Origin of the sequence: Streptomyces hesseae (assembly GCF_031845785.1) — a bacterium.
Taxonomy (GTDB): domain Bacteria; phylum Actinomycetota; class Actinomycetes; order Streptomycetales; family Streptomycetaceae; genus Streptomyces; species Streptomyces hesseae.
In genome coordinates, this window is record NZ_JAVRFI010000005.1 from 184,768 (window position 1) to 202,727 (window position 17,960).

Genomic DNA, 17,960 nt, shown 5'->3' on the forward strand with positions numbered 1-17,960 from the left:
GGCTCATCGACGAGTGGTGGTCATACGTGGCGGGACTGTATGGCGGCGGCGCTCACGCGTTGATCGTCTCCTTGATGCGTTCGCGCAGCTCCGTGACCTCGGGCGTGGCGCGGTGCCGGTAGCCGAGGGTCGCGAGTTCGCGCAGCCCGTCGGCTGCCCTCCGGGGTGGACGTACGGGGCCGGCGTCGTCGCCACAGTCTGGCTGCTCGGGCAGCCCGTCCAGCTCGAGCACCACCGCATCACCGTACCGAGCCCGCCGCCGGTCAGTGTGTCCGATCCGCCCTCCGAGGAGTGATCACTTGTGGATCGCTCTCACGGACCTCGGGAACTTGGTACACCCCTTCGATCCATTGCACTCCCACCCCGCGTTCGAGAGGGAGAAGAGCATGACCCCGACACCTTGCCCCGCGGTGCAGAGCCGTCACCCGGATCCGGCGCACCGCAGCGGACAGCGCTCGCTGCTCCTCGACCTCGACGGAGTCCTCCTCGATACGCGACCGGTGATGCAGGAGGCGTGGCGCGCGGTGCAGCAGCGCCACGGCCTCGATGTGCTGTTCGAGCAGTACTTGGGCCGTACTTGGCGGTGTCGAAGACCTTCGCCTATCTGGCTCGGCCGGGCCGTCCTGTCGTCGTGGCCAACGCGTACAGGCGCCGCCAGTCCAGCGGGGGCTTGGCCCGGGGGACGCCCGGGCGGCGGCGCGGTACCCGTACGCGTAGCGCGCCGGGCTCGATCGCGCAGCGTACGGGGGTCGGGAGGGTGAGTGCCTCCCCGTCGACGCCGACGGCCACCTCGGGTGTGTCGGCCTCGATGACCGCCTCGTGGGTGGTGAGGAGCGTCAGGCCCGGCGAGTCGGGGGCGAGCAGCATGTCGGCCGCCTCCGCGGCGGTGTCGACCTTGATGCCCAGCAGGCCCAGGACCCCGCCGTCCAGCCGGTCGCGCCGTCCGAGGCCCGCGCTGTCGCCGACACGGTAGGGGTTGTTGCTCACGAGCACGGCCTGTGGGGCGTCGATCGTGTCGCCCTCGGCGTGGACGCGCAGGTGCGGGCCGGTGTGCCGGGACAGGGCGTCCGGCAGCAGCCGCAGGATCGTACGGATCTTGTCGTCGCGGTAGGCGCGGCTGCCGACGACGGTCGCGTAGGCACCGAACGAGGCGTTGTTGACGAAGGCGCGCTCGCCGACGCGTCCGAGGTCCACGCGCAGCTCGACGCCGTCGGTGAGGGCGGTCAGGCATTTGGCGGGGTCGTCGCGGTCGAGGCCGAGGTCCAGGGCGAAGTGGTTGCGGGTGCCGGCCGGGACGACCATGAACGGCAGCCCGTGCGCCGCCGCGACATCCGCCACGAGGGCCTGGGTGCCGTCGCCGCCCGCCACGCCGAGGAGGTCCGCCCCGTCGGCGGCGGCCCGGCGGGCGAGAGCGACGACGTCCTGGTGGTGACCCGGGTCGAGGAGCACGACCCGCGCGCCCAGGGCTTCCGCCTTCTCCCGCAGCCCGAACCTCTCGACCTTCCCGTCACCCGAGCGCGGATTCATGATGAGGTACGGGCGCGAGGGCGGCGCGGCGGGCTGTTCCCGGGCGGTGGTCGAGTGGCTGCCGGCGCCCAGCGCGGTCCAGCCGGCGGAGGCCGCCCCGGCCCACAGCGCCAGGCAGAGCAGGACGAGCCACAGCAGGCCGGCGGCGGCGTAGAGGACGATCGCGGCGACCGGCGCGGCGACGGCCAGCCCGGCGGCCAGGATCCGTACCGGGCCCCGCCGGGCCATGGTCCACCACAGGCCCATGACGAAGGCGACGAGCGCCACGGCCCCGACGCCGAGCAGCACAACGCTCTTCGGCCCTGCGACGATCAGGAGCAACAGGACGCCCGCGGCGGCGGCCGCGATCGCCAGGCGCGCGAAGCGGCGCCGTCTGAGGGCGTCATCGGGGTCCGGAGCACCGTCCATCGTCTCTCCCGTCCGCGTGTCGGTGTCGTCGATATCACTGTCGCTGTGGTTCAGGGCGTGGGTCCCCCGCCATTGGACGACGCCGACCCTGGCCACGCCAAGCACCACGAGAGGCGCCGGGTCGTCGGCGGGGGCGTACGCGCGGGATCGGTGGCCGGCGAAACCACCCGTACCGCTCCAATGGCATGATCGGACTCTCGACGTGCGCCTCCATCGCCCGTCCTTCACCGGAAGGCCACGCTGTCCGGCTCGAAGAGTGACCGCCTTGAACAACGTCTAACAAATCGGCCAAACAATTGATATCCATAAAACCCATAATCAAGTCCGCCGCGTGGCGTCAGCCACGGGTGGTCCTGTGGGCCACGGCGGGTGCGGTGGCCCTCGGATTCCTCATCGCGCTGGAGATCGTCGCCCGTAGCTACGCCGGCGTACCGGGGCCGTTGACCAACCAGGCGAAAGAGGTGATATTCGCCCCCAAGCCTGGGCCGCTGTACGGCGGTCTGGCGTTGATGATGGTGGTGCTCACCTGGCGGCAACGGTTCATCGCGGCCGGTGCCGCGATCGGCATCGACGTCGTCTTCGTGCTGGTGCGGTGGGCGGTCGGCGCCAAGATGACCGACGGCCATTACTTCGGCAACGGCGCGTTGTGGGTGATGCTGGGCTGCGCGGTCATCGCCGTCACGCGCCGCACCGGCCGGGAGCGCGTCCTGCTGCTGAAGGGCGTCGGGCTGGGCCTGCTGCTGGTGGCCGGCCGCAAGACCGGCGACACCTGGCTGCTCATCACGTCGAAGACCCGCCCGACGGTGCTCGACCAGTACGTGGCGACCGCCGATCACGCGCTGGGCAACCCGTCGTGGCTGGCGGGCCGGATCCTTGAGGCCATCGGCCCGGTCGGCACCCATGTTCTCGACCTGGTCTACGCCCAGCTCGCGGTGGCCGCCGTCGTCGTCGCGCTGTACCAGCTGCGCAACGTGGCGGCCGAGCGACGCTTCCCGAGCCACCACCTGGTGCGCACCTTCCTGGTGATCGGCCTCCTCGGCCCGGCCATCTACATGATCTTCCCGGTGGTCGGACCGATCTTCACCTACGGCCCGGGCACCTCCGGCACCGGCGGCCTGCAATGGGCGGTGGCCGATCTGTGGCCGCACACGCCGCCGCCGATCGGTACCCCGCACCCGGTGCCGTACGACGGGATCACCCCGCGCAACTGCATGCCCAGCCTCCACACGGCGTGGGCCACCGCGATCTTCATTCATTCCCGCAAGGGACCGCGAATTCTGCGATACGCGGGAACGTTCTGGCTGATCGCCACGCTCAGCGCGACGCTGGGCTTCGGCTATCACTACGGCGCGGATCTCGTCGCCGGTGTGGTTTTCTCGCTCACGATCGAGGCGGGTCTGCGCTCGCTCGACCGCGGCTGGGACCGGTCGGGAATCCAGCTGGTCGCCTACGGCACGACGGTCTTCACCGCGCTCCTGCTGTCATACCGCTATCTGCCGGTGGAGATGGCCGAGCATCCGTGGGTGTTCGGGCCGCTTCTCATTCTGGCTATGGCCTCGGTGATCTACGGCTATGTACGGACCACCAGGCTGTGGGAGCCGAAGGCCGTGCCGGTGCGGCTGCCGGAACCGCAACCCGAACTCGTTTGAGTCACGCGGGTGCGGTTCGTCCGCTGTCACGGAGTGATGAGGAGAGAACAGCGCACCGGCCGGCGTCGGCCGACGCCGGCCGGTGGCGCTCGTTCGGGCAGGCCCGCCAGTGCGCCCTTACCTGCCAGTGCGCCCTAATCAGGGGGCGACTCCCCGCGGTGACCCCAGCCGAGGACGTCCTGCTCGGGTGCGGGCTTGTAGCCGCCTTCCGCCGCCTTATCCGCTTCCTTCCTGGCTTTTTCCGCCTTTTCCTGCTGCTTTCGCTCGTGTTCGGCGGTGCGGGATTCCTTGTGCCTTATTTTCGGTAGTCCGATCATGGCCGGCTTCCTCTCTCATCGGACTTCCGCGTCATTTTCAGGTTTGCACGGGTGCGTCGGGCATGCATCCGTCCGCCTCGGCCGCGCTCTCCCGCGTCAGGAGCTGTCCGCGAAGCGCCGCCACCAGGTCGTCGTCGACACCGAGCCGCTGCGCGGCGTAGCCCCGCACCGACCCGTACTGGGCGGTCAGCTCGGCCATGAAGAGCCTCATGATCGCGGCCGGTGCGCGGCCGTAGCCGGGCCAGCTGAGCGTGAGGTCCGGGTAACTGGCGTGCCAATCGGCGACCAGGCGTTCGGTGGCCAGCCCGGTGAGGGCGAAGTCGGCGACGATGTCGTCCTCGCGCACGCCGACCAGCGCGAGAACCAGCATCGCGAGCAGGCCGGTGCGGTCCTTGCCGGAGTGGCAGTGGAAGACGAGCGGAGCGGTGTCGTCGGCGACGATCTCCAGGGCGCGGCGGAGTTCCTTGACGCCGTCGTGTGCCACTTCGGCGTATCTGTCGGCGAGGTAGCGGGCGGGGTCGACGTCGGGGCCCAAGGCGGCCTGGTCGTACGGCCGGTGTTCGATGCTCAGGTTGTGGTAGGCGAGCGCGGGGTGGTGCGGGACCCGTCCGCTGCGTTCGGCTTCCCAGGAGTACCTGAGGTCGATCACGGTGCGGACGCCCAGGGCGAGGAAGCGGTCCCAGTCCTGGTCGCGCAGCTTGCCCAGCGAGTCCGAGCGGAACAGCCGGCCCCAGCGGACCGTGTGTCCGTCGGTGGTCGGGTAGCCGCCGAGGTCGCGGAAGTTGTGCAGGCGATCGAACGCGATATGTCTCCTCACGCCGTCACCCTATGGCCGGGCATGCCGGCGTCGGGGCCGGTTCCCACGTCCGGTCTGAGAACCTTGAGGCACAGGCGGTGTGCTGGACACGGGCCGTGGGCGGGCGCGCCACGGCCGGGAGGAGCGGACTGTGACCGAGCGTAAACCCCGTGTGTCGGACTTCGAGTCGTGGGCGGACCGGCAGATACGGGAAGCCGAGGAGCGCGGCGACTTCCGGGACCTGCCGGGGTTCGGCAAGCCGCTGGCGGGCGTCGACCGGCCCTACGACGCGGACTGGTGGATCAAGGAGAAGATGCGCCGCGAGAAGATCTCGTTCCTGCCGCCGACGCTGGCGTTGCGCAAGGAAGCGGAGGACGCCCTGACGGCGGCGGTGGCGGCCCGGACCGAGGAGGAGGCGCGGCGGATCGTCCACGAGATCAACGACAAGATCGCCGCGTCCCTCCGCAGGCCGCCGCCCGGACCGCCGCTCGGTCTGGTCCCCTTCGACATCGACGACGTCCTCGCCGCGCGGCAGGAGAAGCGGGGTGACGGCCTTTCGTGACGCGCTCCCCCGCCTTCCGAACCGTCTCCTGACGGCCTGAGCACCATTGTTCGTTCCCGTTCGCCCCGGAAGGCTTCCGGTGCCGCGAGGCTGGGAACGGTCTTTGCACCAGGAGTCCGGTGCGCAGTGCCGTGCAGGGTGGGGCGGAAGGGGCTGGCAATGGCGGAGGAATCGGCTCGGGGGCCGTTGGTTGTCTCGGACGAGGTGCGGGAGGCGCTGGAACGCGGCCGGCCGGTGGTGGCTCTGGAGTCGACGATCATCTCGCACGGGCTGCCCCGGCCGCGGAACCTGCGGGTGGCGGAGGAGCTGGAGGAGCTCGTACGGGCCGGTGGCGCCGTACCCGCGACCGTCGCGGTGCTGGACGGGCGGCCGCACATCGGCCTGGACAAGGCGCGATTGGCGCGGGTGGCCGACGATGACGGGCTGCGCAAGCTGGGGAGCCGCGATCTGGCACCGGCGATGGCGGCGGGGGCGAGCGGGGCGACGACGGTGTCGGGGACGGCGTTCCTCGCGGAACGGGCCGGGATCCGCGTGTTCGCGACGGGCGGCCTCGGGGGCGTCCACCGTGAGTGGGCGGAGACGCAGGACGAGTCCGCCGATCTGCGGCTGCTGGCGCGGACCCGGATCGCGGTGGTCTGCGCGGGGGTGAAGTCGGTCCTGGACGTGCCCGCGACATTGCAGCGCCTGGAGACGTTGGGCGTGGGTGTGCTGGGCTTCGGGACCGGGGAGTTCCCCGGCTTCTACCTCAGCGGCTCCGGCGTGCCGGTCGACTGGTCGGTCGGGACGGCGGCGGAGGTGGCGGAGGTGTTGCGCGCCCAGGACACGCTGGGTGGCCCGCCCTCGGCCCTGGTCGTCGCGAACCCCGTCCCCGTGGATCAGCAGCTGGACCCGGCGTTGCACGACAGAGTGCTCGCCGGGGCGCTGGCGGCGTGTGCCCGGGAGGGTGTCACCGGGCAGGCGGTCACTCCGTTCCTCCTCGACCATCTCGTCCGGCACACCGACGGCGCGTCCTTGGAGGCCAACGTGGCGGCGGTGCGGGGCAATGTCCGGCTGGCGGCGGAGATCGCCAAGGCGTACGCCGCGTGACGGGCGGTGCGGCGGGAGGGCTGCTCGTCGTCGGCGATGTGGTGACCGACATCGTCGCCCGTCATCACTCGCCGCTCGCGCCCGCGACCGACACGGCGGCCCGCATAGCCACGCTGCCCGGTGGAGCGGGGGCCAATGTGGCCTGCTGGGCGGCCCGTTCGGGTGCCGAGGACGTACGCGTCCTGGCCCGGGTGGGCGCGGACACGGTGGACACCCACGAGCGCGTGCTCCGCGCGTCCGGTGTCCGGCCGCATCTGGTGGCCGATCCCGCGGCGCCCACCGGCACGGTCGTCTGCCTGGTCGGCGCCGATGGCGAGCGGACGTTTCTCACCGACAGCGGCGCGGTGCTGCGGCTGTGCGCCGACGACTGGGACGGCGAGCTGCTCGCCGGGATCGGTCACCTGCATGTGTCCGGCTATCTCTTCTTCGCCGACGCCAGCCGCGCGGCGGCCCGGCTGGCGATGGAGGCTGCCCGCGCCCGTTCCATACCGGTGAGCGTCGACCCGGCGTCGGCGGGCTTCATCTCCCGCTTCGGTACGGACCGTTTTCTCGCCGCGATCGCCGGAGCGGACGTCCTCCTGCCCAGTCACCACGAGGCGGCGCTGCTCACCGGGTGTTCCGAGCCGGCCGGTGCGGCGGCCGAGCTGAGCCGGCGCTTTCCGCTCGTGGTCTCGACGCGGGGCGCGCGGGGCGCGCTGGTGGCGGAATCGGGCACGGTCGTCGCCCGGGTGCCGGCCCGGCCCGCGACGGTCGTGGACACCACGGGTGCGGGTGACGCCTTCACCGGCGCCTTCCTCGCGGCCCGTCTCGCGGGCCACGGCCCGGTCGAGGCCGCGCGGCACGGCTGCCGGATCGCCGCCGACGCCGTCACGGTCATCGGCGGCAGACCGCGCCGGCCGGGTTGACCGTGCGACGGGGGGCCGTTACCGGTCCTCCCCGGCACCGGCAGGTGGCCGGAGTGATCGAATGACCGGGTGCCTTGTCTTTACTGTGGTGGAGGGAATGGGCTCGCGGCCTGCCCTCGTGACGTGTCCGGTGTCGTCTCCGGCTCGTTGTCGTCGTGGAGGCTCTTCCGTCGACGATCGAAGGAGTCATGATGCGACGAGTCCTTGCGACGGCCGCCCTGGCCATGGCCGCCCTGGGCGCGGGTGCCGTCGGGCCGGGGGCCACCGCTCACGCGGCCGCACTGCCGAAGGGGCTCGATCTGAAGGGTGTCACCATGGTCGACCCGGGCAATCTGGGCTCGGCGGTGGACGAGGCCGCCCAGAAGACGACGAGGGTGGTCGGTGACGCCGGGGGCGGTGCCGTCGGCAGGGCGGTCCCGGCGGCCGGCCGGACGGGCGGTACGGCCGTGAAGTCGTCGACGTCTGCCGTCCAGCAGACCGTCGGCCGCGCGGCGGGGTCGGCGGGTGAGGCCGTCGGTGAGACCGCGCGGGCGGCCACCAAGGACGGCCCGCCCTTCGGGAGGCTGGCGTCCGGAGGGCTGGGGCACCTGCCTTCGTGACGGCCGGGGGCTACTGGAGGTCGTCGAGGTCGTCCTGGTCCTCGTAGAAATCGTCGTCCAGCCGCTCGCGCTGCCCGTCCTGCTGCTGTGCCTGCATGCTCTGCCGGGACTGCTCGCGCTGCCCCAGCGTCTCCTCCGTCATGTCCTCGACGTAGTCGTCGGTGTCACGGTAGGGGTCGCGCTCCCTGCTGCTGTCCATGCTGTGCTCACTCCTCCATGAGGCGGGCGCCGGGCGGCTTCGCCCAGAGCAGCCTCACACGCATCCGCTCGGCGTGCATGTCGGCGGCGGGACAGGGAACAGCCCCCTCCGTCCCCGGGCGGAGACGGAGGGGGCTGTGCGGGGTGCGGGCCGGTGGTCCGCTCACCGGTGTCAGGTCGTGGGGCCCTGCATGTGTTCGCTGATCCACTGGATCAGGCCGCCGGCCTCCATGTTGGGGACGTAGGAGGCCGCGTTGTGCTCGCCGCCGACGTTGATCCGGTACTTGGTCTTGATCGGGCCCTTGTCGCCGTACTTGGCGATGAAGCGGTCGATCGGGGGCTTCACCGGTTCGTTGGAGCCGACCTGGAAGGCGAGGTAGACCTCGGGGCCCTTCTTGGCGATGAGGCGCTGGGCGAGGACGTCGGAGTTGTTGTCGGCCTTCTCCTTCTCGTGACCGGCCCACAGGCGGGAGTCGGGAACGATGTCGGGGCCGGAGGCGATGACCGCCTTGAACTGGTCGGGCTTCTGGAGGACCGACTTCAGGCCCGCGGAGGCACCGGTGGAGGAACCCATGAAGGCCCAGCCGTCACGGGACTTGATGGTGCGGAAGTTCTCCTTGATGAGCTGGGGAACGTCCTCGGTGAGCCAGGTGCCCATCTTGGGCTGGCCGGGGATGTCGCTGCCGTCCCAGTAGAGCCCGGCCTTCGGGTCCTTGGGGTCCTTGTCGTGGTTCTCGGGGTTGAGGACCGGCATGGCGATGATGAAGGGGAGGCTCTTGCCTTCCTTGGCCCACTTGGAGATGGACGCCTCGAGCTTGAGGTCGGTGCCCATCCAGTAGTTGTTGGGGTATCCGGCGCCGCCGGGGAGGGCGATGAGGACGGGGAAGCCGCTCTTGGCGTACTTCGGGTCGTCGTACTCCTTGGGGGCCCAGACCCAGACCTTGCCTTCGAAGCCGGACTTCTTGCCCTTGTAGGTGGTGACAGCGATCTTGGTGCCGTCCTCGGGGACGGTGCCGGAGATCTTGAAGCCGGCGTTCGGGCCGAGGGGCATCTGGGCCTTGGAGCCGGACTGGTCGCCGTTCTTGCCGTCGCCCGATCCGCCGAAGGAGATCGCGTCGCCCTTGTCCGTGAACGGGGGTATCTCGTAGTAGGACATGACGGGCCAGGCGATAAGGCCGAGAGTGACGACCGAAGCCGCGGCGATCACCCACCGTTTGGCGCGGGAGGGACGGCGCCGGGCCTGGTAGGTGGTGGGTGACTGGTACGACATCGGAAGTCCTTACTGCGGTGACGACAGGGGCGCGAGTATTGCTGGCTTGTTGTGACGTCTGTAAGGACAGGGCCCGTCGGGCAGCGGGTTCCGGCTGTCACAGAACGATGATGTTTCCCCGGGTCCGACGCGCGGCGGGCCGGCGCGTGGCGGGGCCGTCACAGGGGTCTACGGGGGCGCGGCGGGCGGAACCGGCCCCTTTCTTCGAGGGTAGACCGTCGGCTGTGCGGGGTGCCGGAGCACCCCGCACAGCCCTGCTGGGGCCCTTGGGGCCCTTAGATGCCGAAGGGCGCCGCGTAGCGGACGGTCCCGGCGGGCAGCGGGTGGGTGTCGTCGTCCAGGGCGAGGGCCATCAGCGCCTCGTCCGGGACGTCGATGGTCACGCCGATGCCGTGGGCGGAGGCGCGCCCGAAGCCGAAGCGCGGGTAGTACGCCGGATGCCCGAGGACGACGACGTAGCGCTCTCCCATGTCCTTGGCCGCCCGCAGCGCGGCGCGGACGGCCGCCGATCCGGCGCCGCTCCTCTGGAGCCCGGGCTGTACGGCGACGGGGGCCAGGCACAGGGCGGGGGTGTCGTCGATGTGGCAGCGCGTCAGTAGCGCGTGACCGACGGGTTCGCCGTCCTCGTCGGTGGCGACGATGGACAGGCCGTCGATCCAGGAGGGATCGGCGCGCAGGGCGTCGACGAGGTCGGCCTCGTTCGGGGTGTCGAACGCGGTGAGGTTGATCTCACGGATGGCGGGAATATCGGCGCCGGTCTCGGCGCGGGTGTTCCACTGGTCGTGGGTACGCATGACGGAACGAGGATCCGTTTCGTGTGGGAGTTCGTACGGAGGACAGCCTCGCGAGCTCACGCTCCCGGCGAGGCGGGTGGCCGGGTCAGGCCGTCGCCCGGGACGTGAGGGCGGTCCGGGCGCTGCGCTGCGCAGTGGCCATGAGCTCGGTCATCAACCCCACCTCCCTTTCATCCTCACACTTGATCAGCAGAACTTCTTCGAAGTTAGCACACGTTGCTGGATTCATCCTTCGATTTAACGATGGTTCCGGCCCGAACGGACGGCCACCGTCTCCAGGTGCGGGGGTCGCCTTCGCGACGCACTGTTGGGTCATGTCGGCGCCTATTTCTGTGCACCGGCTCGATGCCGGTGGTGGGCGGCGTGTGACCGTCCGCCGTCAAGGGGTCGAGCACGCCCTCGGCCTCGCCTACCGGGACGAGGACGTGGTCGAGTTCCTGCGCCGGGCCGGGCTGCCGGACGCGGAGGCGCTGCTCGACGACCCGGAGACCGTCGAGTGGGTCGGGGGCCGGCCCCATGAGTGGACGGCCGAGTAACCGGTGCGGTCCGGCGTCTCTCACCGGGGTGCCAGTCCGGTCCGGCCGCCGTGCAGGTCGTAGAGCACGTCGACCTTGGTGAAGGCGGGCAGCCCGGCGATGATCACGGCCTGTGTCTGTCTGCCGTAGCTGAGCAGTGGGGTGCTCAGCGCGTTCATCGGCTGAGTGAGGGCCTCCCTGGAGGGCATTTGGTAGGTCCAGTTCCAGTCGGCCGATGTGATGGTGAGCGCGACCTGCCGGCCGTAGGTGTCCACGACGCCGCCCGGCAGCAGTGCGCCGAGCGCCGGTCCGGCCGGGCCGGGGGCCTCCAGGGCGAGGGTGGGGGTGCCGGTGTCGAAGACGACGGGGGCGCACTCGTGGTCGAGGACGGCGGTCACGGTCAGGCACGCCTCCATGGGGGTGGGGTTCCAGGAGGTCAGAGTGGTCGGGGTGGCACCGGGCCGGGCCGGCGCGGTGACCGTCCGTTTCAGGCTGACGGTCCTGAACCGTTCCACGGTTCCGGGCGGGGGGTTGAGCCTCAGCTGGGGGTGTTCCTCGTCGAAGTGGACGATGAAGGATCCGTCGCCGGTGAGGCCGGACATGGGGTTGGCGCAGCAGCCCTTGACGCCCTCGTCGCGTTCGGCCATGCCGATGCCGAGGATGCCGTCGAAGACGCCGCCGAACTCCTCCGGTGTGCCGCCGTGGGCCGCCGCGCAGTCGGTGGCCCGGTCGACGCATCCGAGGGAGTCGACGAGCAGGATGGTCTGGTTGTCGGCGGTGGCGGCGCCCAGCCGGAGGGTGGCGCGGGCCTCTCGGCCGCTGATCTTCAGCCCGCTGAGGAAGCTGCTGCTTCCGGTGGTGCCGGTGGGGGTCGCGTCGTCCCCGACGGCGGAGGCGAGGACTTTCAGCCCGGTGGAGCCCGTGTCCACCAGCAGGTTCACCAGCCGTGCGCCGATGCGGACGGTGGCCTGGAGCCGGGGCGCGCTCAGTCTGCCGCCCGCGCTGCCCGCCGGCAGGTAGGTCAGGGGTACGTTCGACGCCCGTGAGGCGCCGCCGGTCGCCGTCGACGCACCCGGTTCGGGGCCGCTGCCGCAGGCCGTCAGCAGCAGTGCGGCGAGCGTTGCCGCTGCTGCGGCGGCCAGGTGACGGAGCAGGCGGCGCGGCGGGCGGGGCTGGTGCGGGGAGAGCGGCACGGCGGCTCCGGCTTCTGGCTGCGGCGAGGGCTCCTGCCGCAAGGATCACCGGTGTCCCGGCCCGGCGCCCCGTGACGGCATCCATTCAGGTGCGGTGGAGGTAGAAGGCCGCCCCTCCGGTCGGCGCATGCGCCTCACGACCGGTCGTGGTCTTGCGGATTTCGCACGCTGCCTCGTGAATCGGTCTGTCGGAGGAGTCGGAGGAAAGGATTGGTCATGCGCATCCCAGGTCCCGAGCCCCGGGCGGACGGTGGCGTCGGTGCCGTGGCGGCAGCGGGCGGACTCCACACCTATCAGTTGCGGCTGCACGCCGAGTACGGGCCCGTCGTACGGTTCCAGCTCCCCGGCGCGGAGACGGCCATGTCGGTCGCCGACCCCGTGCTGCTGGAGGCCACGGCTCATTTGGACAAGCGTCCCGAGCGGCTGTTCGACTTCCTTGCCCCGCTGTGCGAGGCGGGGAATCTCCAGGTGCTGCCGGCCGACGAGCACACGCCGTGGCGGCGTCTACTGCTGTCGGTCCTGGCCGGGCGGCCTTCCCACGAGCGGCACTTCGCGCGGTTCACCGCGCTGACGACGGCGGTCGCCGACAGCTGGGCGGCGCGGGCCGGCCGTGAGCCCGTCGAGTTACAGAAGGACCTCACCGCGCTGTCGCTGCGGATGATCTGCTCGTACGCGCTGGGAGGCGACGTCGAGGACCCCGACCGTGTCGTCACCGCCTTCGAGGAGGTGCTCACCGAGTATCTGAGGCGGCTCTACCAGGCGCCGGCCACCGATGCCCGGGATGAGCGTGCCGGGCGGGCGGAGGAGGCTCTCGCCTATCTGCGCGCGGTCGTCGACCGGGTGGTCGCGGCGCATCGCGCGGGCGGCCGCGCGGACCGGAGCGATCTGGTCGGGGCGTTCGTCGACGCCGGTGAGAGCCCCGCGCGGATCCGCGACACCGTCATGATGACGATGCTCGCGGCCCATCACACCACCGGGGTGGCCGTGTCGTGGACGCTGCATCTGCTGGGCCGGCACCCGGAGGTGGCCGAACGCGTCGCCGAGGAGCTCGACCGCGTCCTCGGTGACCGCGCGGCGCCCGGCTACGCAGACCTGCGGCGGCTCACATACCTGGAGATGGTCCTCAAGGAAGCGCTGCGGCTCTATCCGCCGGGCCCGTACGGCGCGCGGGAGACGACCGAGGCCCTGGTCCTGGGCGAGTACGAGATCCCGGCCGGGGCGACGGTCTTCTATCCGTTCTGGGCCGTCCACATGAACCCCGACTACTGGCCGGAGCCCGAGAGGTTCCTGCCCGAGCGGTTCACTCCGGAGGAGGTGGCCAAGCGGCCCCGGCTCGCCCACATCCCGTTCGGGCTCGGGCCGCGCAGTTGTGAGGGCGCCGGCCTGGCCATGGTCGAGGCCGAGCTGGTCCTGGCCGTGCTGCTCAAGCGCTTCCGGTTCCGGCCGGTGCCGGGGCACGAGGTGATCCCGGTCGAACGGTTCGTGCTCTGGGCGGCCGACGACATCCGCATGTTCGTGAGCCCACGGATTCCGGGGCGGGCGGGCCGGTTCAGGGGGCGATGAGCACCTTCAGGGCCTGGCGGTCCGCCATGGCACGGTAGCCGTCCGGGACACCGTCCAGGTCCACGGTGCGGTCGAAGACCCTGCCGGGTTCGATCGTGCCGTCGAGGACGTCGGGGAGCAGTTCCTCGATGTAGGCGCGGGCGGGCGCGACACCGCCGGTGAGGGAGACGTTGCGGCTGAACATCTCGTACCCGGCCGGCCCCTCCTCGTACTGCGGCACACCGACCCTGCTCACCACGCCGCCGTCGCGCACCACCGCGAGTGCCGTGGCCAGCGCTGGCTTGGTGCCGACGCACTCCAGCACGGTGTGGGTGCCCTCGCCGCCGGTCAACTCCCGTACGCGCGCGACGCCTTCGTCGCCGCGTTCGGGGATCACGTCGGTGGCCCCGAAGTCGCGCCCGAGGGCGGTGCGGTCCTCGTGACGACCCATCAGCAGGATCCGCTCGGCGCCGAGGCGACGGGCGGCCAGGACCGCCGACAGGCCGACGGCGCCGTCGCCGATGACCGTCACCGTCGTACGGGCGTCGACCCCGGCCGTGACGGCGCAGTGGTGGCCGGTGCAGAAGACGTCGGAGAGGGTGAGCAGCGAGGGCAACAGGGCGGAGTCCTCGCCGACGGGCAGCTTCACCAGGGTGCCCTGTGCCCAGGGGCTGCGCACGGCTTCGCCCTGGCCGCCGTCCACACCGTTCTGGCCCCAGTACCCGCCGCGCGGGCAGGAGGTGTGGAGGCCCTCGGCACAGAACCGGCAGGTGTTGTCGGCGTAGGCGAACGGCGCGACCACGAGGTCGCCGGCCTTCAGCCCGGCGACCTCCGGGCCGGTCTCCTCCACCACGCCGAGGAATTCGTGGCCGATGCGCTCGCCCTCCTCCGTGGCCGGTCTCGAGCCGTAGGGCCACAGGTCACTGCCGCAGACGCACGAGCGGACGACGCGCACCACCGCGTCCGTCGGGTCCTTGATGCGGGGGTCGGGTACGTCCTCCACCCGGATGTCACCGGCGCCGTAGATCAATGTCGCTCGCATGGGTCTTCCCGATCGTGTCGTTTCGCCATGGGTCCCCTCTTCAGCGTGCGCCTCCCTCCGGGGGCTGTCGCGCCGGCCTCCGGAGTGAGGGTGGTCAAGAAACCCGGCCGACCCTCCCACCCCACAATTCACTGCAAAGTCCGGACCAATTATGGGATGTGCGTTTTCCGCCATCAGACGATTCCCGTCCGGGCAGAAAAACGGTTCCTGAATGAATTCCGGCCATATCGTCCTACTGGGATGTCGGGGTGTGCGCGCCCTTGACGTCCATGAACGCGCCCGGAGCCGCCGGGCCCGAAATACGGAACAGCGAAGACCGGATATCCCCGGTCCGCGGCCCGGACACCGCCGCGGTCCAGGTGACCCCGCCGGTTGTCCGGAAGCCATGGGGACGAGCTCCGGGTGGCCGGTTCGCCCGGGTGCCGGGGGTAGTGCTCACGGCATAGTCTCGACCAGCCGAACGCCGCCCCGCGCGAGCCACCGGATCCTGCCTCTTTCACCGTCATGCGCCCCCGCGCGGGCCCGGTGCGTTCTGGCGACCATCACACGGACCGGAGGGGGAATACCACAGTGCCGGATCCCGGAACCATCCAGGAATACTCCATCGGGAACTACAAGCCCCACTCGCTGGCCCAGGGGAACGCGAGGTACCTCTGGGTGACCACCGAGAGCAAAGCCATCATCCGCGTCAATCCCAACGCGGGGAACAGTCAGATGGTGGTGAACCATTCGATGATTCCCCAGCTAAGCGCCGGGATCATCAAGGACCCCGACGGTCTCCAGCGGGTCTGGTTCGCCGCCCCGGCACCGCCGGCGCAGGAAGACCCCATCGTGATCATGGAGACCACGGGGATGAACCCCGTGCAGTTCTTCCCGCTGGAGGCCGACGCCAAGGCCGAGAGCATTTCGCTCCGGACCACCAACGTGGGACAACCCGGCACTCCGATCCCCGAGTACAGCCTCGTCTTCGCCGAGCCCCAGCACAGCTACGTCGGCATCCTCACCCCCAGCCACGGCACCATCGACCGGATGCCGGTCAGCCAGAGCACCTGGCTCTGGGACGTGGCCGTCACCACGGACTCCACCGGGAAGATCCACACCTACTGGGCCACGGGCCAGACCCGGACCACCAACCCGGTCAGGAGCGAGAACGGCCTCTACCGCCGCTCCCCCGGTGCGATGGCATGGGAATCGATCGGGGTGCTCCGGCCCGGTCAGAAGCCCTACTACGTCATCGCGGACACGACCGCGGTATGGCTGACCGCCACCAACCCCAACCAGGTCATCCGATTCGATCTCGGCACAGGCACCACGCGCACGGCGGATCTGGGGACGGCCGTCCCACAGCAACTGGCGTTCAGCGCGACGGGTGAGTTGTGGGTGGCCGCCAGCGATGGATTGTGGCAGTTCGACTCGCGCCTCCACGGGAACGGCACCCGGGAGCCGTTGCCCCAGGGCGGCGGGGCCAAGGGACTCTGCGTCGCGGCCGACGGAAAGCTCTGGTACACCAACCCGACCAGGAAGACCATCGGCAGCTATACGGTGCCCCCGCCCCCGTTCGGCGCCCCCTCGCTCCTGGGCCGTACCCAGGTCGTGGCCCAGGGCGAGTCGGAGGTCCATATGAAGGACGAGGTCGCCCAGCCGCTCGTCGTCGAGTACGTCGCCAACGGGCGCCCCGTGCCGGGCATCCCCCTCACCTGCCGGATCGACGCCGAGGGAGCGGCTTTCGTGGACGGCACCCACGAACGTGTGATCCTCACCGACCAGCGAGGCCGCGTCTACCTCCCGGCCGTGATCGCGGGTGACGTCCAGGAGGAAGCGGTCATCAGCGTCGGCCTCGGCAACACCGAGCCGCACACGGCAACGACCCTGACGGTCACATCGGACTAGCGGCGCGCCGCGCCACCCGGATCGTTCCAGTCCGCCGGAAGGAGAATCAGCATGCCATCCGCAGCGTCGCCGCCCCTCACCGACTCCGACACGTTCCCCATCGACGCCTCCGCCGTCGACGTGGCCTGGCACAACGACGACCAGAACGTGTGGTTCGTCACCGCCCAGGGCGCCATGGGCTACTTCGAGCCCCGCAACCCCTGGGGCAACACCGTCTTCACCCCGGGCCCGGGGACCACCGGAACCGCCAGCTCCCTCGTCACCTGGACGGGCCATGGAGCGTGGACGTTCATCACCGACGAGAAGGCCTCGGCCTTCGTCAGGTGCACGACCGACGGCCAGTACCAGGTGTACGCCCTCAACGGCGTGACGGACTGCCGCGCGCTGGCCCTGGGCCTGAGCAGGGAAGGGCGCCCCCGCATCGTCGCCCCGCTGATCAGCTGGAACCAGCTGGCCTTCCTCGATTCCGGCGGCGGCGTCTCGTACTCGATGATGTACCCCGACGGCCTGTACGGCATCGCGATCGCGGCGCAGGAGCGGGGCCGCTACTGGCTGACGTCCCCCCGCGCCAAGGCGCTGGTCAGCTATGACGCGAGCACGGGCGCCTTCAGCTCTCCCATCGTCATCGGCAAGGAGCCCCGGGACGTCGCGGCCGCCCCGGCGGGCGACGTCGTGTGGGTGGCCACCAAGGAGAACGTCGTCTTCAAGTACACCGTCGCCGACGGCACGCTCACGCGCGTCGACACCCCGTTCCCGGCCAACCACATGCTGGCGACGGCGGACGGCACGCTGTGGTTCGTGAGCACCGCCGGTGACGCGGTCGGCTATGTGCTGCCGGGCAAGAACAGGGCGTCGACGATCCCCACGGGCCAGGGTTCCCGCCCCTCGGGGCTCACCATGTCCGCCGACAGCCGGCTGTGGGTCGCGCTGGCCGGACGGAAGGCCTTGCAGCGCGTGTCCCGGTACCGGCTCGCGGCGGTCTCGGGCGACGGCCAGAAGACGACCGTCGGGCAGGCCTTCCCCAAGCCGTTCGAGGTCAAGGCGATGCTGCTGGACGGCACACCGGTGGGCGGGCAGAAGATCGAGTTCTCCGTCGAGGAGGGCGCCGGCGTCTTCGAGAACGGCGAGCACACAGAGATCAAGCACACCGGGTCGCAGAGCGAGCAACTCGGCTTCGCGACCAGTTCCCTGCTCACTCCACTCAAGGAAGGGCCCTGCCCCGTCACCGCCCGCTGGACGGAGACGGAGGCCGTCGCCTCCTTCACCCGGCTGACCGTCAACCCGCAGCCGGGCAGGGCGGACCGGGTGCGCTACGTCTCCGGCGCGGGACAGACCGTTCCCGCCGGGAAGTCCTTCGACCACCCGATGAAGGTGATCGTGGAGGACGCCGAGGGCAACACCGTCGAGGGCGCCCAGGTCACGTTCCGGATCCTCGGGGAGAACATGGCGTCCTTCCCCGGTGGAACGGACGTCGTCGAGGTGCCCAGCGGGCCGGACGGCTCCGCCGACTCACCGGTGCTGACGGCCGGGGACAAGCAAGGTGACTTCTCGGTCCAGGTGTCGGTGGCCGACACCTGGGTGAGTCTGCTGCTCCGGCAGAACATCGCCTGACGCCCACCGCTCGACCGCACGTCCCCGGCCCACCGCGTGAGCGGGGGCCGGGGACG

At 70.8% G+C, this 17,960-nt stretch carries 18 protein-coding genes; 9 read left to right on the forward strand and 9 right to left on the reverse strand.

All coding sequences use genetic code 11. The features are described from left to right. Positions 1 to 52: 52 nt before the first annotated feature. Complete coding sequence (locus RM609_RS10920) at positions 53 to 235, reverse strand: hypothetical protein (protein ID WP_311609979.1); 183 nt, start codon at positions 233 to 235, stop codon at positions 53 to 55. A gap of 365 nt (positions 236 to 600) precedes the next feature. Then, the gene (locus tag RM609_RS10925; RefSeq protein ID WP_311610248.1) at positions 601 to 1,935 is read right to left on the reverse strand and encodes a diacylglycerol/lipid kinase family protein; all 1,335 of its coding nucleotides are present in this window, start codon (positions 1,933 to 1,935) and stop codon (positions 601 to 603) included. A gap of 347 nt (positions 1,936 to 2,282) precedes the next feature. Between RM609_RS10925 and RM609_RS10930 the strand changes: the two genes are divergently transcribed. Further along, a complete protein-coding gene (locus RM609_RS10930; RefSeq protein ID WP_311609981.1) occupies positions 2,283 to 3,584 on the forward strand; it encodes a phosphatase PAP2 family protein in 1,302 nt (433 codons plus the stop codon). Positions 3,585 to 3,718: 134 nt separating this feature from the next. On the opposite strand, the gene RM609_RS10935 is transcribed toward RM609_RS10930, so the two are convergent. Together RM609_RS10935 and RM609_RS10940 are read right to left on the reverse strand one after the other, a co-directional pair. Then, positions 3,719 to 3,901: a hypothetical protein gene (locus tag RM609_RS10935; protein WP_311609983.1), complete on the reverse strand. Its 183-nt coding sequence runs from the start codon at positions 3,899 to 3,901 to the stop codon at positions 3,719 to 3,721. A gap of 37 nt (positions 3,902 to 3,938) precedes the next feature. Continuing rightward, complete coding sequence (locus tag RM609_RS10940) at positions 3,939 to 4,718, reverse strand: tyrosine-protein phosphatase (RefSeq protein WP_311609984.1); 780 nt, start codon at positions 4,716 to 4,718, stop codon at positions 3,939 to 3,941. 130 nt (positions 4,719 to 4,848) lie between these two features. Here RM609_RS10940 and RM609_RS10945 point away from each other — a divergent pair, with 130 nt between their 5' ends. From RM609_RS10945 to RM609_RS10960, 4 genes are all read left to right on the forward strand, one after another. Further along, positions 4,849 to 5,259, forward strand: coding sequence for a DnaJ family domain-containing protein (locus RM609_RS10945; RefSeq protein ID WP_311609986.1), 411 nt, complete (start codon positions 4,849 to 4,851; stop codon positions 5,257 to 5,259). A gap of 159 nt (positions 5,260 to 5,418) precedes the next feature. Continuing rightward, a complete protein-coding gene (locus RM609_RS10950) occupies positions 5,419 to 6,345 on the forward strand; it encodes a pseudouridine-5'-phosphate glycosidase (RefSeq protein ID WP_311609987.1) in 927 nt (308 codons plus the stop codon). Then, complete coding sequence (locus RM609_RS10955; RefSeq protein ID WP_311609988.1) at positions 6,342 to 7,250, forward strand: carbohydrate kinase family protein; 909 nt, start codon at positions 6,342 to 6,344, stop codon at positions 7,248 to 7,250. The genes RM609_RS10950 and RM609_RS10955 overlap by 4 nt, the downstream gene beginning before the upstream one ends. 191 nt (positions 7,251 to 7,441) lie before the next feature. Then, positions 7,442 to 7,849 carry an ATP-binding protein gene (locus RM609_RS10960; RefSeq protein ID WP_311609989.1) on the forward strand — a complete coding sequence of 136 codons (408 nt, stop codon included), beginning with the start codon at positions 7,442 to 7,444 and terminating at the stop codon, positions 7,847 to 7,849. A 10-nt stretch (positions 7,850 to 7,859) separates the two neighbouring features. Here RM609_RS10960 and RM609_RS10965 read toward each other — a convergent pair whose 3' ends face one another. The 3 genes from RM609_RS10965 to RM609_RS10975 all read right to left on the reverse strand — a co-directional run bounded on the left by RM609_RS10965 (position 7,860) and on the right by RM609_RS10975 (position 10,111). Further along, on the reverse strand, positions 7,860 to 8,048 hold the full coding sequence (locus RM609_RS10965; protein ID WP_311609991.1) for a hypothetical protein: 189 nt from the start codon (positions 8,046 to 8,048) through the stop codon (positions 7,860 to 7,862). A gap of 171 nt (positions 8,049 to 8,219) precedes the next feature. Beyond that, positions 8,220 to 9,317, reverse strand: a complete 1,098-nt coding sequence (locus RM609_RS10970) for an alpha/beta hydrolase (protein WP_311609993.1) — start codon at positions 9,315 to 9,317, stop codon at positions 8,220 to 8,222. Positions 9,318 to 9,592: 275 nt separating this feature from the next. Then, a complete protein-coding gene (locus RM609_RS10975; protein WP_311609995.1) occupies positions 9,593 to 10,111 on the reverse strand; it encodes a GNAT family N-acetyltransferase in 519 nt (172 codons plus the stop codon). Positions 10,112 to 10,476: 365 nt separating this feature from the next. Between RM609_RS10975 and RM609_RS10980 the strand changes: the two genes are divergently transcribed. After that, complete coding sequence (locus tag RM609_RS10980; protein WP_438828417.1) at positions 10,477 to 10,647, forward strand: hypothetical protein; 171 nt, start codon at positions 10,477 to 10,479, stop codon at positions 10,645 to 10,647. A 20-nt stretch (positions 10,648 to 10,667) separates the two neighbouring features. Here RM609_RS10980 and RM609_RS10985 read toward each other — a convergent pair whose 3' ends face one another. Then, positions 10,668 to 11,819 carry a DUF3443 family protein gene (locus tag RM609_RS10985; protein ID WP_311609998.1) on the reverse strand — a complete coding sequence of 384 codons (1,152 nt, stop codon included), beginning with the start codon at positions 11,817 to 11,819 and terminating at the stop codon, positions 10,668 to 10,670. Between the two features lie 216 nt (positions 11,820 to 12,035). Between RM609_RS10985 and RM609_RS10990 the strand changes: the two genes are divergently transcribed. Beyond that, a complete protein-coding gene (locus tag RM609_RS10990) occupies positions 12,036 to 13,382 on the forward strand; it encodes a cytochrome P450 (RefSeq protein WP_311610008.1) in 1,347 nt (448 codons plus the stop codon). On the opposite strand, the gene RM609_RS10995 is transcribed toward RM609_RS10990, so the two are convergent. Then, positions 13,369 to 14,403 carry a zinc-binding dehydrogenase gene (locus RM609_RS10995; RefSeq protein WP_311610010.1) on the reverse strand — a complete coding sequence of 345 codons (1,035 nt, stop codon included), beginning with the start codon at positions 14,401 to 14,403 and terminating at the stop codon, positions 13,369 to 13,371. The two genes, RM609_RS10990 and RM609_RS10995, sit on opposite strands and share 14 nt — an antisense overlap. A gap of 570 nt (positions 14,404 to 14,973) precedes the next feature. Here RM609_RS10995 and RM609_RS11000 point away from each other — a divergent pair. Together RM609_RS11000 and RM609_RS11005 are read left to right on the forward strand one after the other, a co-directional pair. Next, positions 14,974 to 16,293: an NHL repeat-containing protein gene (locus tag RM609_RS11000; RefSeq protein WP_311610011.1), complete on the forward strand. Its 1,320-nt coding sequence runs from the start codon at positions 14,974 to 14,976 to the stop codon at positions 16,291 to 16,293. A gap of 51 nt (positions 16,294 to 16,344) precedes the next feature. After that, entirely contained in the window at positions 16,345 to 17,904 is a 1,560-nt protein-coding gene (locus tag RM609_RS11005; protein WP_311610012.1) for a Vgb family protein, read from the forward strand. Positions 17,905 to 17,960 lie beyond the last annotated feature (56 nt).

Excerpts from the sequence above, each read along its gene's own strand:
- RM609_RS10965 (WP_311609991.1), bottom strand. The coding sequence starts at position 8,048 with ATGGACAGCAGCAGGGAGCGCGACCCCTACCGTGACACCGACGACTAC.
- RM609_RS10960 (WP_311609989.1), top strand. The coding sequence starts at position 7,442 with ATGCGACGAGTCCTTGCGACGGCCGCCCTGGCCATGGCCGCCCTGGGC.
- RM609_RS10995 (WP_311610010.1), bottom strand. The coding sequence starts at position 14,403 with ATGCGAGCGACATTGATCTACGGCGCCGGTGACATCCGGGTGGAGGAC.
- RM609_RS10970 (WP_311609993.1), bottom strand. The coding sequence starts at position 9,317 with ATGTCGTACCAGTCACCCACCACCTACCAGGCCCGGCGCCGTCCCTCC.
- RM609_RS10935 (WP_311609983.1), bottom strand. The coding sequence starts at position 3,901 with ATGATCGGACTACCGAAAATAAGGCACAAGGAATCCCGCACCGCCGAA.
- RM609_RS11005 (WP_311610012.1), top strand. The coding sequence starts at position 16,345 with ATGCCATCCGCAGCGTCGCCGCCCCTCACCGACTCCGACACGTTCCCC.
- RM609_RS10950 (WP_311609987.1), top strand. The coding sequence starts at position 5,419 with ATGGCGGAGGAATCGGCTCGGGGGCCGTTGGTTGTCTCGGACGAGGTG.
- RM609_RS10925 (WP_311610248.1), bottom strand. The coding sequence starts at position 1,935 with ATGGACGGTGCTCCGGACCCCGATGACGCCCTCAGACGGCGCCGCTTC.
- RM609_RS10975 (WP_311609995.1), bottom strand. The coding sequence starts at position 10,111 with ATGCGTACCCACGACCAGTGGAACACCCGCGCCGAGACCGGCGCCGAT.
- RM609_RS10990 (WP_311610008.1), top strand. The coding sequence starts at position 12,036 with ATGCGCATCCCAGGTCCCGAGCCCCGGGCGGACGGTGGCGTCGGTGCC.